Origin of the sequence: Actinosynnema mirum DSM 43827 (genome assembly GCF_000023245.1) — a bacterium.
Classification (GTDB): domain Bacteria; phylum Actinomycetota; class Actinomycetes; order Mycobacteriales; family Pseudonocardiaceae; genus Actinosynnema; species Actinosynnema mirum.
The window spans coordinates 1,202,170-1,216,384 of sequence record NC_013093.1 but is presented as its reverse complement, the minus strand read 5'-3'; the positions used below and the strand labels follow the sequence as shown (position 1 = coordinate 1,216,384).

Sequence of the window (14,215 nt, the reverse complement as noted above, 5' to 3'; positions counted from 1 at the left end):
CCGGGGAAGGGCGGCGCGGATCAGGTGATCGAGTACGAGCGGGAGTCCGGGCGCATCTCCTCGAACTGCTTGACCAGCGCCTCGTAGACCTTGGCGCGCCGCACCCAGGCCGCGGAGCCGCCTGCCGCGGCGACGGGCGCCTCGCCGAGCGGGTGCACCGCGTCGGTCACCCCGTACTCCAGCCGGTAGGCCACCAGGGTCGCCGCGGCGCGCAGCCACGGCGTCGGGTCGGGCGCGGTGATCTCGCCGAGGCCCACCCGGAACCACACCGGCAGCCGCGCGTCGGCCGCCAGCGACCGCTGCAGCCTGGCGCGCGCGTGCGCCTGGATCTCGCCGCGCGCCTTGTCGCCGTGCGCCACGGCCTCCTGCCGCCAGACCTCCTCGCCTGCCTTCCGGTCGGCCTCCAGCCGGTGGTACGCCTCGGTCGCGTCGGCCTCGCGGGCGTGGATCTGCCACTCGGCCTGGCTCACCGAGTGCTGGAGCGCGTCGCGCTCGAAGCGCTGCATCCGCTTCTCCAGCCGGGCCCGCCCGGTGTCCCTGCGCTCCTGCAGCGACTCGTACTCGGCCACCTCGCCGCGCAGCTCGGCCCGCACCTCGTCGGCCAGCAGCTCCTGCTCGGCGTCCCAGGCCGCGCGCAGCGCGGAGACTGTTCCGGCGATCTCGTCGTCCACCCGGTCCAGGTCCTCGTCCGCGCCCGCGCCCAACCCGGCCAGCCGCCGCTCCAGGACCAGCAGGCGGGAACTGACCCGCCCGAGGTCCGCGATCAGCTGGGTGGTCGTCGCCACGAGGCTCTCGACCACGGGTTCCAGGACGTCGAGCCGCTCCTTCTCGGTGGGGGCCATGCCCCCAAGCCAACCGCACGGATAGGGGCTCTTCACGACGGCTGGCGCACAACCACGCAAACGGCGGCGCGGAACCCCCGCGCGGGGCAACGGATGATCACCGAGCGTGAACGGGTGAAGTGCCCGTTTTCGGTGTATGCCTTCAGCATGACGACCTCGGTGAAGGAGACGGAGCGCAAGTACGAGGCCCCGGACGGCGTGCGGCTGCCCGCGATGGCCGGGCTGCCGGGGGTGGCCGCCACCGCCGGTCCGCACGAGCAGCTGCTGGAGGCGGTGTACTACGACACCGGGGACCTGAGGCTGGCGAGCGCGGGCCTGACCCTGCGCAGGCGCACCGGCGGGGACGACGCGGGCTGGCACCTGAAGCTGCCCGCGGGCGTCGACACCCGCGAGGAGCTGCGGCTGCCGCCGGGCGGGGAGGACAGCGCGCCGCCGGAGGAGCTGGGCTCGCTGGTGCGGGTGCACACCAGGGGCGGCGAGCTGACCCCGGTGGCGCTGATCAGCACGGAGCGTCAGCGCTGGCAGCTGGTGGACGGGCGCGGCGACCTGCTGGTGGAGGTGGTCGAGGACCGGGTGTCGGCCACCGGCGGCGCGGACGGCGACGAGGCGCGGACGTGGCGCGAGGTCGAGGTCGAGCTGGGCGAGCGGGGCACGGTCGCGCTGCTGGACGCGGTGGAGCGGCGGCTCAAGAAGGCCGGGATGCGCAGGTCGCGGTCCTCGGCGAAGCTGACCCGCCTGCTCGGCGACCGGGTGCCCGCGCGGCCGACCGGCCCGGACGTGGGCCGGAAGTCGGCGGGCGGCGTGGTGCTGGCCTACCTGCGCGAGCAGGCGGACGCGCTGCGGGCGCAGGACCCGAGGGTGCGCCGGGACGAGCCGGACGCGGTGCACGCCATGCGGGTGGCGACGCGGCGGATGCGCAGCGCGCTGAAGGTGTTCGGCGGGATCGTGGACAAGGAGCGGACCTCGGACCTGGCGGGCGAGCTGAAGTGGCTGGCCGGGGTGCTGGGGCAGGCCCGCGACCTGGAGGTGCTGCGGGAGCGGTTCGAGCTGGTGCTGGACGACCTTGCGCCCGAGCTGCGGCCCGGCCCGGTGGCGGCCCGGTTGACCAGGCACTTCGCCCCGCGCGAGGCGCAGGCCAGGCGGGCGGCGGTCGAGGCGCTGGACAGTCAGCGCTACTTCGCGCTGCTGGACGCGGTGGACGCGCTGCTGGCCGACCCGCCGCTGACCAGGCGGGCGCGCGGCAGGGCGAAGGACGAGCTGCCGGGGCTGGCCGCGAAGAGCTACCGGAAGCTGGCGCGGCAGGTCGCCGAGGCCCACGACGACGCCGGGCTGCACGAGGCGCGCAAGGGCGCGAAGCGGCTGCGGTACGCGGTGGAGGCCGTGGAGCCGCTGCACGGCAAGCCTGCGCGGCGCTACCGCAAGAAGGTCAAGGCGGTGCAGACGCTGCTGGGCGACCACCAGGACAGCGTGGTCGCGCGGCCGGTGCTGCGGCAGCTCGGCGCGGAGGCGGGCGCGGCCGGGGAGAACGGGTTCGCGTTCGGCGTGCTGCACGGGCTGGAGAGCAGGCGGGCGGCGCTGGTGGAGGAGCGGTTCCCCGCGCTGTGGGCGGGGCTGGGCAAGCCCAAGTTCGCCTGATTGGTCCAGACCTTGACACCTCTCGGGGGCGCTTGCCACGGTGGGGGCGGCCAGCACCGCGCCCCCGCCGAGCCGAGCGCGGGGGCGCCGAACCGCCGCGGAGAGCCCCTTGCACACGATCGTGCCAGCGCCCGTCCTGGTTGAGCCGCGCCCCGGCGCCGCGTTCACCCTCGCCCCCGACGCCGAGGTCCGCGTCCCGCCCGGCTCACCCGGCGCGCGCGACGTCGGCGAGCTGCTGGCGGAGCTGCTGCGCCCGGCGACCGGCTACCCGCTCCCGGTGGTGGAGGGCGCGACCGGACCGGGCGTCGTGCTGCTGCTGGAGGGCGCCGCCGCCGAGGTCGGCGACGAGGGCTACGAGCTCGACACCGCCGGGGACACCGCCGTGCTCAGGGCGAACACCCCGGCGGGCCTGTGGTCCGGGGTGCAGACGCTGCGGCAGCTGCTGCCCGCCGCCGTCGAGAGCCCGGAGCGGCAGGACGGCCCGTTCACCGCGCCCGCCGTGCACGTGCTCGACCACCCGCGCTTCCCGCACCGGGGCGTGATGCTGGACGTGGCCAGGCACTTCTTCGGCGTCGACGACGTCAAGCGCTACCTGGACCTGGCCGTCGCGCACAAGGTCAACACCCTGCACCTGCACCTGAGCGACGACCAGGGCTGGCGCCTGGAGGTCGAGAGCTGGCCGAACCTCACCGCGCACGGGTCGACCAGCTCGGTCGGCGGCGGCCCCGGCGGCTTCTACACCCAGGACGAGTACCGCGAGATCGTCGCGTACGCCGCCCGCAGGCACGTCGTGGTCGTGCCGGAGATCGACCTGCCCGGCCACACCGCCGCCGCGCTGTCCTCCTACCCGGAGCTGAACCCCGACGGCGTCGCGCCCAAGCTCTACACCGGCATCGAGGTCGGCTTCTCCACCCTCGACATCGCCTCCGAGACCACCTACCGGTTCGTGGCCGACGTGCTGCGCGAGGTCGCCGCGCTGACCCCCGGCCCGTACCTGCACATCGGCGGCGACGAGGCGTTCGCGACCGAGGCCGGGGACTACCGGGCCTTCATGGCGCGGGTGCTGCCCATGGTCGAGGAGCACGGCAAGCGCGCCATGGGCTGGTCCGAGTTCACCCGCGCCGACCTGCCCGCGACGGCGGTCGCGCAGTACTGGGACACCGGGCGGCCCGCGGGTCCCGAGCTGGCCGAGGCGGCGGCGCGCGGGGTGCGGTTCGTGCTGTCCCCGGCGAACCGGGTCTACCTGGACATGAAGTACGCCGAGCAGACCGAGCTGGGCCTGAAGTGGGCCGGGACCGTGGAGGTCGACGCCACCTACGGCTGGGACCCGGCGACCCTGCTGGACGGGGTGCCGGAGTCGGCGGTGCTGGGCGTGGAGGCCCCGCTGTGGACCGAGACGCTCACGACGATGAGCGAGCTGGAGCTCATGGCCTTCCCGCGCCTGGCCGCGGTGGCCGAGGTGGGCTGGACCGCCGCGACCGGCCGGGACTGGGCGGACTTCCGGTCCCGGCTGGCCGCGCAGGGCCCGAGGTGGGAGGCGAAGGGCGTGGCCTTCCACCCCTCACCCACCGTCCCGTGGCAGGGCTGACACCTCCTCGTCGGTGAACAGCCGGGAGCGCACCAGGAAGCGCACGCCCAGCGGGGCCTCCAGGGAGAACCCGCTGCCCCGGCCGGGGACGACGTCGATGGTCAGGTGGGTGTGCTTCCAGTACTCGAACTGGGCGGAGGACATCCACACCGGCACCGGCGAGCCGTCCACCACCAGGTCGCCCAGGTGCACGTCGGAGCCGCCGGTGCGGAACTCCCCCGCCGGGTAGCACATGGGCGCGCTGCCGTCGCAGCAGCCGCCGGACTGGTGGAACATCAGCTCCCCGTGGTCGGCCCGGAGGCGGCGGATCAGCTCCGCCGCCTCCTCGGTCAGCGCGACCCGCTCCATCAGAAGAAGCCCTGCGCGCCGGGGGCGTAGCTGACCAGCAGGTTCTTGGTCTGCTGGTAGTGGTCGAGCATCATCCGGTGGTTCTCGCGGCCGATGCCGGACTGCTTGTAGCCGCCGAACGCCGCGTGCGCCGGGTAGGTGTGGTAGTTGTTCACCCACACCCGGCCCGCCTGGATCTCGCGGCCCGCGCGGTAGGCGGTGGACCCGTCGCGGGACCAGACGCCCGCGCCGAGGCCGTACAGCGTGTCGTTGGCGATCTTGATGGCGTCGGCGTAGTCGTCGAAGCGGGCGACCGACACGACCGGGCCGAAGATCTCCTCCTGGAAGATCCGCATCTTGTTGTCGCCCTCGAACACGGTCGGGGTGACGTAGTAGCCGCCGGACAGCTCGCCGCCCAGGTCCGCGCGACCGCCGCCGGTGAGCAGCGTGGCGCCCTCGGCCTTGCCGATCTCGATGTAGGCGAGGATCTTCTCCAGCTGGTCGTTGCTGGCCTGCGCGCCGATCATCGTGTCGGTGTCGAGCGGGTGGCCCTGCTTGACCGCCTTGGTGCGCTCGACCGCGTCGCCGAGGAACTGCTCGTAGATCGAGCCCTGGATCAGCGCGCGGGACGGGCAGGTGCACACCTCGCCCTGGTTGAGCGCGAACATCGTGAAGCCCTCGAGGGCCTTGTCGTAGAACTCGTCGCGCTGGGCCGCCACGTCGCCGAAGAAGATGTTCGGGCTCTTGCCGCCCAGCTCCAGGGTGACCGGGATGATGTTCTCGCTGGCGTACTGCATGATCAGCCTGCCGGTGGTGGTCTCACCGGTGAACGCGACCTTCGCGACGCGCTTGCTGGTGGCCAGCGGCTTGCCCGCCTCCACGCCGAAGCCGTTGACCACGTTCAGCACGCCCGGCGGCAGCAGGTCGGCGATCAGCTCGACCAGCACCATGATCGACGCGGGGGTCTGCTCGGCGGGCTTGAGCACGACCGCGTTGCCCGCCGCGAGCGCGGGGGCGAGCTTCCACACGGCCATCAGGATCGGGAAGTTCCACGGGATGATCTGGCCGACCACGCCGAGCGGCTCGTGGAAGTGGTAGGCGACGAGGTTCTCGTCGATCTGCGAGATGCCGCCCTCCTGGGCGCGCAGGGCGCCCGCGAAGTAGCGGAAGTGGTCGACGGCCAGCGGCAGGTCGGCCGCCAGCGTCTCGCGCACCGCCTTGCCGTTGTCCCAGGTCTCGGCGACGGCGAGGGCCTCCAGGTTGGCCTCGATCCGGTCCGCGATCTTGTTGAGGACGTTGGCGCGCTCGGCGGGCGAGGTGCGGCCCCACGCGGGCGCGGCGCCGTGGGCGGCGTCGAGGGCGCGCTCGACGTCCTCGGCCGTGCCCCTGGCGACCTCGGTGAACGTCTCACCGGTGACCGGGGTGGGGTTCTCGAAGTAGCCGCCCTTCGCCGGGGCGGTGAACTCGCCGCCGATGAAGTGGTCGTACCTGCTCCGGTAGCTCACCACGCTGTCCGGTTGCCCCGGTGCCGCGTACTTCGCCATGTGGTCGCCTCCCGCGTCGTTGCGTCGGATGGCCGCAGAACGTAGGCGGGGTTACGTTGCAGCGGCGTTGCACGGCGGGCGCGCCAGTGCCGAACGGCCCGCGAAGTCCTTGCCGTGCGGGTTCGCCCCGGTCATCCTGGGGTCGAGGGACCTGGAGGCGACGATGCGCGGTGACCCCCTTCTGCTCGCGCGCGAGCACGAGGCGGCGCTGGCCGGTGGTCCCGCCCCCGGCACGCGGCCGGTGATCCTGGAGTCGTGGCGGCGCTCGCTGGCGGCCCGCGTCGACCCGGACAGCCGCGAGGCCCCGCTGGTGCTGGACCGGGACGAGGTGGTGGACCTGCGGGCCGCGCACCCGCTGGCGCAGGCGCTGCCGGTGCTGCGGGAGACGCTGGTGAGCATCGCGGACGACGCCGAGCACGTCATGATCATCACGGACGCGGACGGCCGGGTGCTGTGGTGCGAGGGCTCGGCGCGGGTGCGCGGGGTCGCCGAGCGGGTGCGCCTGACCGAGGGCGCCCGGTGGAGCGAGGACGCGATCGGCACCAACGCGATGGGACTGGCGCTGGCCACCGGCGGCCCGGTGACCGTGCACTCGGCGGAGCACCTGGTGCGCACCTGCCACGGCTGGACCTGCGCGGCGAGCCCGGTGACGGACCCGGACAGCGGGCGCACCCTGGGCGTGGTGGACGTGAGCGGGCCGCTGACCAGCCTGCACCCGGCGATGCCCGCGCTGGTGTCGGCGGCGGCGCGGCTGGCCGAGGGGCACCTGCGGACCAGGCTCGCCGAGCGCGACGAGCGGCTGCGGTCGGCGAACATGCGGCACCTGCTGGCGCTGCGCGGCGGTCCTGGCGCGCTGCTGAGCCAGACCGGCCGGGTGCTGGCCGCCGAACCGGGCACCGAGCTGAGCGGCCGGGTCGACGTCGGCCGGGACCGGGTGCGGCTGGCCGACGGGCGCACCGGGGTGCTGGAGCCGCTGGACGAGGGCTACCTGCTGCGGGTGGAGCGGGGCGCGCGGCGCAGGCCGGTGCTGTCGCTGCGCTTCCTCGGCGAGCCGACCGCGGCCCTGGACGGCGACGAGGTCGCGCTGACCCTGCGGCACGCGGAGGTGCTGGTCGCGCTGGCGCTGCACCCGCGCGGGCTCACCGCCGACCAGCTGGCGCTGCGGCTGTACGGGGAGCGCGGCAACCCGGTGACCGTGCGCGCGGAGCTGCACCGGCTGCGGGCGCAGCTCGGCGGGGTGCTGCTGACCAGGCCGTACCGGTTGGACGCCGAGGTGCGCGGGGACTTCCTGGCGGTGCGGGCGGCGCTGCGCTCGGGTGACGTGACCGCCGCGGCCTCCGGGTACGGGGACGAGCTGCTGCCGCGCTCGGACGCGCCGGTGGTGCGGGCGGAGCGGGAGGACCTGGCGGCGGCGGTGCGGCGGACCGTCCTGGACCGGGGCGACGCGGAGGCGCTGTGGCGGTTCGCCCGCGACGAGGACGCCGAGGCGCTGGACCGGCTGGCCAGGCTGCTGCCCAGGGCAGACCCGAGGCGGGAGCTGGTGGTGTCGCGGCTGCGGCGGGTGCTCGCCGAGGCGTGAGGCGCGGCTAGGCTCGGCGGCATGGGGATCTTCCAGCCCGGTGACGTGGCGCTGCGCCGGGAAGTGCTGTGGGGCAGGCCGTGGGCGGTGACGCCGACCCGCGTGGTCGTGGACGAGCCGGACCTGCTGGTGCTGTTCACCGTGCCGGGCACCCGGTTCGGCTTCCCCGAGCACCCGTGGCGGCACGGCTGGCAGGCGTCGGGCAGCACGCACTGGCGCGGCAACGGCAAGCTCCAGGTGCACCGGCCCGGCGACGCGTACTCGGTGGACGTGTACTGGGAGGGCGAGGACCGGCGGTTCCGGGGCTGGTACCTGAACCTGCAGGACCCGTTCCGGCGCACCCCGCTGGGCATCGACACCCTGGACCACGAGCTGGACTACTGGCTGCCGGTGGAGGGCGGCTGGGTGGACAAGGACCGGGTGGAGTTCGAGGAGCAGGTCGTCGCGGGCAAGTACGGCGCCGAGCAGGCCGAGTCGATCCGGGCCGTTGGCCGCTCGATCGAGGCCATGGTCGAGGCGGGGGCGACCTGGTGGGACCCGGACTGGGCGAAGTGGGAACCGGACCCGAGCTGGCCGGTCCCGGAGCTGCCGGACGGCTGGGCGGACTACCCGCTCTCATGAGGGCGCTGTCATGAGGGCGCTGCCGTGAAGGTCGTCCCGCTCACCAGGGACGCGCTCGTCGCCGAGGTCGTCGCCCGGATCGACGCGCTGCCCCGCGACCGGCACGCCCGCGTGGTCGTCGACGGCGCGGACGCCACCGAACCGGGCGCGCTCGCCGACGCGCTGGTGGACCCGCTGCGCGCGCTCGGCCGCCCGGTGCTGCGGGTGTCCGCGCGCGACTTCCTGCGCCCGGCCTCGGTGCGCCTGGAGCACGGCCGCACCGACCCGGACTCGTACCGCGACTCGTGGGTGGACACCGGCGGCCTGCTGCGCGAGGTGCTGGACCCGCTCGAACCGGGCGGGTCGGGCGAGGTGCTGCCGTCGCTGTGGAACGCCGAGACCGACCGCGCGAGCCGGGTCGGGTACGCGCGGCTGGGCGAGGGCGGGGTGCTGCTGCTCGACGGGACGCTGCTGCTGGACAAGTGGCTGCCGTTCGAGCTGTCCGTGCACCTGTGGCTGTCGGACGCCGCACTCGCCAGGCGCACGCCGCCGGAGCTGGCGTGGACGCTGCCCGCGTACGGGGGCTACGAGCCGGCGCCGGACCTGCTGGTGCGCTACGACCACCCCACGAGGCCCGCGCTCGTGCGTACAGTGGCGGGTGACTAGGGGGAGGTGACCGCCGTGGACCGCTTGCGACTGCTGCTCGCGCTGTGCCTGTCGGCGCTGGTCGCCCTGTCCCTGGTGAACAGCCCCGCCGAGCTGCTGGCCGTGGTCACGGCCGTGACGCTGGTCGTGCTGGTGCTCACCACGGCTCCCCTGGTCCTGGACTCGCCCGCGTGGGCGCGTTCGCTGTCGCTGCGCGAGAAGTCCCTGCGCGCGGCGTTCCTGCGGTTGCGCGATCCGGACGCGGCGGGCCGCCCCCGTCCACGAGCACCGGGAGCGGCGCTCAGCCTCGCCTGAGCCCCCTTCCCCCGCTCGTGATCGGAGCAACCGCCCGTGTTCCACACCCTGGGCGCGGCCCTCGCCGCGCTGCTCGACCCCGCCCTGGCCGTCGTCGCCTTCACCGCGCTGGTGCGGCTGCTGCTGCACCCGCTGACCCGCGCGGCCGTGCGCGGTGAGAAGGCCAAGGCCGCGCTCGCGCCGCAGCTGCGCGAGCTGACCGAGAAGCACCGCGAGGACCCGGTGAAGCTCCAGGAGAAGACCCTGGCGCTGTACAAGGACGCAGGGACCTCGTTGTTCGCGGGCATCCTGCCGATGCTCGCGCAGGCCCCGTTCTTCATGGTGGTCTACCAGCTGGTCACCACCCCGAACCCGCTGCTCGACGGCACCCTGCTGGGGGTGCGGCTGGGCGACCACTGGTCCGACGGCGGCGCGGGCGTCCCGGCGTTCCCTGGGCTGCTGGCCGCGCTGGCGGTGGTGTGCCTGGGCAGCTACCTGTGGCAGGGCAGGCAGGCCGCGCGCTCGGGTGCGCCGCAGTCGACGCTGGTGCGGGTGCTGCGGCTGCTGGCGTTCACCCCGGTGCTGCTGGCGGCCTCGCTGCCCCTGGCGGCGGGGCTGTACCTGCTGACCAGCGGCGCGTGGACGCTCGCCGAACGGGCGTGGCTGCACCGGGCGCTGCCGACGCCTGGTGGGGAGCCCGAGCCGGTGGTCGTCGAGTCCGCGGCCGTCGAGCCAAAGCCGGAACCGCCCGTGGACGACGAGCCCGCCGCACCCATCAAGCAGCCCGCGCGGAAGCCCAGGGGCGCGAGCGGCAAGCGCGGCAAGGCGGCGGCACGGGCCCGCGCCCAGGCGCGGTGACCTGCGGTGACCGGCGGGTCGAGCGGCCCGCCGGTCACCGCAGCCTGAGCTGGAGCTGCGCGAACAGCCGGACCAGCGGATCACCCAGGTCCACCCCGGTCAGCTCGCCCGCCCGCCGCACCCGGTACCGCAGCGTGTTCGGGTGCACGTGCAGCTCCGCCGCCGCCGACCGCACGTCCCCGAACGCGTCCAGGTACACCAGCAGCGACCGGGCCAGCTCCGGGTCCAGCGCCTCCAGCCGGGGGTCGCGCACCCGCGGGTGCTCCGCCAGCAGCGCCAGGACCTCGCTGACCAGCACCCGCGACCGCACGTCCGCCAGGGTCGCGACCTGGGCGTCCAGGTCGCGGGCCATCGCGTCGAGCACCCGGTCCGCCTCGCCCCTGGACACCGCGACCTCGTCCAGGGTCGGGACCTCTCCGCCGATCGCCGCCTGCACCACCAGCCCGGTGTGCTTGCGGGCCGCCGCGACGATCTCGCGGGTGAGCGGCAGCAGCGCCGCGCCGGGCTGGAGGTCGGGCAGCAGGGCGTAGGTCCGGCCGCCGCTGCGGCTGACCAGGGCGCTGCGCCGGTACGCGGCGGCGTGCACCGAGATCAGCCCGGTCACCTCGGCCCTGCGCAGCTCGCCCTCGGTGCGGTCGCCCGCGTCGCCGCGCAGCGCGAACACCACGACCGCGGCCGGTCTCGCCGGGTCCGCGCCGATCTGGCCCGCGACCGAGGCGGCGTCGGTGCGGCCGTCCAGCAGGGAGGTCAGCAGGTTCTCCCGGAACGCCGAGCGGGGCTCGCGCAGGCGCACCAGGTGCAGCGCGGTGACGCGGGCGGCGCCGACGAGGGCGCGTTCGGCCTGCTCGGTGAGCGGGGTGGCGCCCTCCTGCACCCAGATCGAGCCGAGCGGCTGATCGCCCGCCAGGACGCCCACCGCGAGCCGCCGCCGGATGCCCAGGTCGGGCCGCTCGTCCACCCGCACGACCTCCTCGCCCGCGCGGAGCCGCTGGTAGACGCCCCAGTCGCGGAGCATCGCCAGGTACGGCTCCGGCCCCTGCCTGCCCAGGATGGACAGCCTGCGCAGCTCGTCCACGTCGTCGGTGGAGCGCGAGTAGGCGAGCACGCGGCTGGCGGTGTCCTCGATGCTGACGACGCCGCCGGTCAGCGCCGCGATCGTCTGGGCCAGCCCGAACAGGTCGCCCGCCACCTCGCCCGACCCCGCGTCGGCGGCCAGCCGCGTACTGCGCACCACGGCCCTGGCCAGCGACTCCAGGTGCTCCCAGCGCACCTCGGGCCGCACCGCGAGCAGCGCGACGCCCGCGTCGGCGGCGGCCTGTCCCAGCTGCGGGGTCGGCCGGTCGAGCTTGACCGCCACCGCCGACGCGCCCCCGGCCCCGGCCGCCCTGACCAGCGGCAACGCTGCCCGGCCGCGCGCGCCGATGACCAGCGCGAGGTCGCCGGGCCGCACGTCCGGCACGTCGTCCGGGTCGAGGATGACGATGTCGCGGACGTCCGCCTCCAGCCCGCGCGGCGCGGCCCGCACCTCCACCAGCTCCTCGCCCAAGGCCATCAGCACCTGGCGCAGGCTCATGCTCTTTTGTCCATTCGTACAACGGCGGAATGGCAAGCCTAGACGTGCGGACAACGGTGCGCAGGTGACCGCGACCTACCGTTGCGGTACCCCAGCAGCACGTCGCGAAGGAGCCTGCCGTGGATGCCGTGACCTCAGTGCCCGCCCCGGTCAACGAGCCGGTGCTCGGCTACGCCCCCGGAACGCCCGAGCGCGCCGAGCTGCAGGCCAAGCTCGCCGAGCTGGCCAAGGAGCCCCTCGAGCTGACCGCGACCATCGGCGGCGAGCAGCGCGTCGGCGGCGGCGAGCGGTTCGACGTGGTGCAGCCGCACAACCACCGCGCGGTGCTGGGCACCCTGCACGGCGCCACCCACCAGGACACCCGCGACGCGCTGGAGGCGGCCCGCGCCGCCGCGCCCGCGTGGCGCGCCCTGTCCTTCGACGACCGCGCGGCGATCCTGCTGCGCGCCGCCGACCTGCTCGCGGGCCCGTGGCGCTCCACGCTGAACGCGGCCACCATGCTGGGCCAGTCCAAGACCGCGATCCAGGCCGAGATCGACGCGGCCTGCGAGCTGATCGACTTCTGGCGCTTCAACGTCCACTTCGGCCGCCAACTGCTGGCCGAGCAGCCCCAGTCCAGCCCCGGCGTGTGGAACCGCACCGACCACCGCCCGCTGGAGGGCTTCGTCTACGCGATCACCCCGTTCAACTTCACCGCGATCGCGGGCAACCTGCCGACCGCGCCCGCCCTGATGGGCAACGTGGTGCTGTGGAAGCCCTCGCCCACGCAGAGCTTCGCCGCGCACCTGACCATGCGGCTGCTGGAGGAGGCGGGGATGCCTCCGGGCGTGATCAACCTGCTGCCCGGCGACGGCCTCGCGGTCTCCGAGGTGGCGCTGGCCGACCCGGACCTCGCGGGCATCCACTTCACCGGGTCCACCAGGACCTTCCAGCACCTGTGGGGCCAGGTCGGCGCGAACATCGCCGGGTACCGCTCGTACCCGAGGATCGTCGGCGAGACCGGCGGCAAGGACTTCGTGCTCGCCCACCCGTCGGCCGACCCCGAGGTGCTGCGCACGGCGCTGGTGCGCGGCGCGTTCGAGTTCCAGGGCCAGAAGTGCTCGGCGGCCTCGCGCGCCTACGTGCCGCGCTCGGTGTGGAACCGGATCAAGGACGACTTCCTGGCCGAGGTCGAGTCGCTGAAGATGGGCGACGTCACCGACTTCTCCAACTTCCTGGGCGCGGTCATCGACCGCCGCTCGTTCGACAAGCTGTCCGGCGTGCTGGAGGCGGCGCGCTCGGACTCGTCGCTGGAGGTCGCGGCGGGCGGCACGGCCGACGACTCCGAGGGCTTCTTCGTGCGCCCGACCGTGCTGCTGGGCTCGGACCCGGAGCACGACGTGTTCCGCACCGAGTACTTCGGCCCGGTGCTGGCCGTGCACGTGTACGAGGACGGCGACTACGACACGGTCCTCAAGCAGATGGAGTCGGTGTCCCCGTACGGCCTGACCGGCGCGATCATCGCCCGCGACCGGGCGGCCGTCGCGCACGCCCAGCAGGTGCTGCGCTTCGCGGCGGGCAACTTCTACGTCAACGACAAGCCGACCGGCGCGGTCGTCGGCCAGCAGCCGTTCGGCGGCGGCCGGTCGTCCGGCACCAACGACAAGGCCGGGTCGGTGCACAACCTGCTGCGCTGGGTCAGCCCGCGCTCCATCAAGGAGACCTTCGTGGCCCCGACCTCGGTCGCCTACCCCCACCAGGAGGGCTGACCCGTGCTGCGCTCGGCACTGCTCGCGGCCTCGCGCTCGGCGGCGACGAGGTCCCTGGTGGAGGGCACCCCGCTGACCAGGCCGGTGGTGCGCAGGTTCGTCGCGGGCGAGACCACCGCGGACGCGATCGCCGCGACCGGTGAGCTGCTCGCCGACGGCAGGCTCGTCACCCTCGACCACCTGGGCGAGGACACGAAGGACGCCGCGCAGGCGGCGGGCACGGTGCGCGCGTACGTGGAGCTGCTGAAGCGGCTGGACGACGCCGGGTACGCGGACCGGGCCGAGGTGTCGGTGAAGCTGTCGGCGGTGGGCCAGTTCCTGCCGGTGGACGGCGAGAAGATCGCGCTGGAGAACGCCAGGGCGATCTGCTCGGCGGCGGCCGACGCGGGCACGACGGTCACCCTGGACATGGAGGACCACAGCACCACCGACTCGACGCTGTCGGTGCTGCGCGAGCTGCGGGTGGACTTCCCGTGGGTGGGCGCGGTGCTCCAGGCTTACCTGAGGCGGACCGAGCAGGACTGCCGCGACCTGGCGGTGGCCGGTTCGCGGGTGCGGTTGTGCAAGGGCGCGTACCAGGAGCCGGAGTCGGTGGCGTACCAGTCCAAGGCCGAGGTGGACCTGGCGTACGTGCGGTGCCTGAAGGTGCTGATGGCGGGCGAGGGCTACCCGATGGTGGCCTCGCACGACCCGAGGCTGATCGCGATCGCGGGCGAGCTGGCGGCGGGGCGCGGGGCGGACGGGTACGAGCACCAGATGCTGTACGGGATCCGGCCGGACGAGCAGGTGCGCCTGGCGGCCGAGGGGCAGCGGATGCGCGTGTACGTGCCGTACGGCGGGGAGTGGTACGGGTACTTCATGCGCCGCCTCGCCGAGCGCCCGGCGAACGTGGCGTTCTTCCTGAGGTCGCTGGCGACCACGGGGTGACGCGCGGGCGCGCGTGAGGCGTGCTGGACCCGGGACCGGGGCCTGCCTTCGAGGC

The 14,215-nt window shown here is 74.5% G+C and carries 13 protein-coding genes; 9 read left to right on the top strand and 4 right to left on the bottom strand.

Annotated features, from left to right (window positions below; translation table 11 throughout):
• Positions 1-20: 20 nt before the first annotated feature.
• A complete protein-coding gene (locus AMIR_RS05485; RefSeq protein WP_012783711.1) occupies positions 21-842 on the bottom strand; it encodes a hypothetical protein in 822 nt (273 codons plus the stop codon).
• Positions 843-989: 147 nt separating this feature from the next.
• Here AMIR_RS05485 and AMIR_RS05480 point away from each other — a divergent pair, with 147 nt between their 5' ends.
• Both AMIR_RS05480 and AMIR_RS05475 read left to right on the top strand, forming a co-directional pair.
• Positions 990-2,477: a CYTH and CHAD domain-containing protein gene (locus AMIR_RS05480; protein WP_012783710.1), complete on the top strand. Its 1,488-nt coding sequence runs from the start codon at positions 990-992 to the stop codon at positions 2,475-2,477.
• Between the two features lie 40 nt (positions 2,478-2,517).
• Positions 2,518-4,065, top strand: a complete 1,548-nt coding sequence (locus AMIR_RS05475; RefSeq protein ID WP_012783709.1) for a beta-N-acetylhexosaminidase — start codon at positions 2,518-2,520, stop codon at positions 4,063-4,065.
• Here AMIR_RS05475 and AMIR_RS05470 read toward each other — a convergent pair.
• Together AMIR_RS05470 and adh are read right to left on the bottom strand one after the other, a co-directional pair.
• Positions 4,039-4,413, bottom strand: coding sequence for a DUF779 domain-containing protein (locus AMIR_RS05470; RefSeq protein WP_012783708.1), 375 nt, complete (start codon positions 4,411-4,413; stop codon positions 4,039-4,041). The genes AMIR_RS05475 and AMIR_RS05470 overlap by 27 nt on opposite strands.
• Complete coding sequence (adh, locus tag AMIR_RS05465; protein ID WP_012783707.1) at positions 4,413-5,936, bottom strand: aldehyde dehydrogenase; 1,524 nt, start codon at positions 5,934-5,936, stop codon at positions 4,413-4,415. The genes AMIR_RS05470 and adh overlap by 1 nt, the downstream gene beginning before the upstream one ends.
• A gap of 163 nt (positions 5,937-6,099) precedes the next feature.
• Between adh and AMIR_RS05460 the strand changes: the two genes are divergently transcribed.
• Genes AMIR_RS05460 through AMIR_RS05440 form a run of 5 tightly spaced genes read left to right on the top strand, consistent with a single transcriptional unit; the run spans position 6,100 to position 9,912 of the window.
• The gene (locus AMIR_RS05460) at positions 6,100-7,515 is read left to right on the top strand and encodes a GAF domain-containing protein (RefSeq protein WP_012783706.1); all 1,416 of its coding nucleotides are present in this window, start codon (positions 6,100-6,102) and stop codon (positions 7,513-7,515) included.
• Positions 7,516-7,536: 21 nt separating this feature from the next.
• Positions 7,537-8,136, top strand: coding sequence for a ribonuclease FAU-1 family protein (locus AMIR_RS05455; RefSeq protein ID WP_012783705.1), 600 nt, complete (start codon positions 7,537-7,539; stop codon positions 8,134-8,136).
• A 24-nt stretch (positions 8,137-8,160) separates the two neighbouring features.
• Positions 8,161-8,781, top strand: coding sequence for a nucleoside/nucleotide kinase family protein (locus AMIR_RS05450; RefSeq protein WP_012783704.1), 621 nt, complete (start codon positions 8,161-8,163; stop codon positions 8,779-8,781).
• 15 nt (positions 8,782-8,796) lie between these two features.
• A complete protein-coding gene (locus AMIR_RS05445) occupies positions 8,797-9,075 on the top strand; it encodes a DUF6412 domain-containing protein (RefSeq protein WP_012783703.1) in 279 nt (92 codons plus the stop codon).
• A gap of 36 nt (positions 9,076-9,111) precedes the next feature.
• Entirely contained in the window at positions 9,112-9,912 is an 801-nt protein-coding gene (locus tag AMIR_RS05440) for a YidC/Oxa1 family membrane protein insertase (protein ID WP_012783702.1), read from the top strand.
• A gap of 34 nt (positions 9,913-9,946) precedes the next feature.
• Here the strand turns inward: AMIR_RS05440 and AMIR_RS05435 are convergent, their stop codons facing one another.
• Positions 9,947-11,485: a PucR family transcriptional regulator gene (locus AMIR_RS05435; protein WP_012783701.1), complete on the bottom strand. Its 1,539-nt coding sequence runs from the start codon at positions 11,483-11,485 to the stop codon at positions 9,947-9,949.
• A 119-nt stretch (positions 11,486-11,604) separates the two neighbouring features.
• On the opposite strand from AMIR_RS05435, the gene pruA reads away from it, so the two are divergent.
• Both pruA and AMIR_RS05425 read left to right on the top strand, forming a co-directional pair.
• Positions 11,605-13,233 carry an L-glutamate gamma-semialdehyde dehydrogenase gene (gene pruA, locus AMIR_RS05430; RefSeq protein WP_012783700.1) on the top strand — a complete coding sequence of 543 codons (1,629 nt, stop codon included), beginning with the start codon at positions 11,605-11,607 and terminating at the stop codon, positions 13,231-13,233.
• Positions 13,234-13,236: 3 nt separating this feature from the next.
• A complete protein-coding gene (locus AMIR_RS05425) occupies positions 13,237-14,160 on the top strand; it encodes a proline dehydrogenase family protein (RefSeq protein ID WP_012783699.1) in 924 nt (307 codons plus the stop codon).
• Positions 14,161-14,215: the final 55 nt, after the last annotated feature.

Excerpts from the sequence above, each read along its gene's own strand:
- AMIR_RS05455 (WP_012783705.1), top strand. The coding sequence starts at position 7,537 with ATGGGGATCTTCCAGCCCGGTGACGTGGCGCTGCGCCGGGAAGTGCTG.
- AMIR_RS05435 (WP_012783701.1), bottom strand. The coding sequence starts at position 11,485 with ATGAGCCTGCGCCAGGTGCTGATGGCCTTGGGCGAGGAGCTGGTGGAG.
- AMIR_RS05460 (WP_012783706.1), top strand. The coding sequence starts at position 6,100 with ATGCGCGGTGACCCCCTTCTGCTCGCGCGCGAGCACGAGGCGGCGCTG.
- AMIR_RS05470 (WP_012783708.1), bottom strand. The coding sequence starts at position 4,413 with ATGGAGCGGGTCGCGCTGACCGAGGAGGCGGCGGAGCTGATCCGCCGC.
- AMIR_RS05485 (WP_012783711.1), bottom strand. The coding sequence starts at position 842 with ATGGCCCCCACCGAGAAGGAGCGGCTCGACGTCCTGGAACCCGTGGTC.
- AMIR_RS05480 (WP_012783710.1), top strand. The coding sequence starts at position 990 with ATGACGACCTCGGTGAAGGAGACGGAGCGCAAGTACGAGGCCCCGGAC.
- adh (WP_012783707.1), bottom strand. The coding sequence starts at position 5,936 with ATGGCGAAGTACGCGGCACCGGGGCAACCGGACAGCGTGGTGAGCTAC.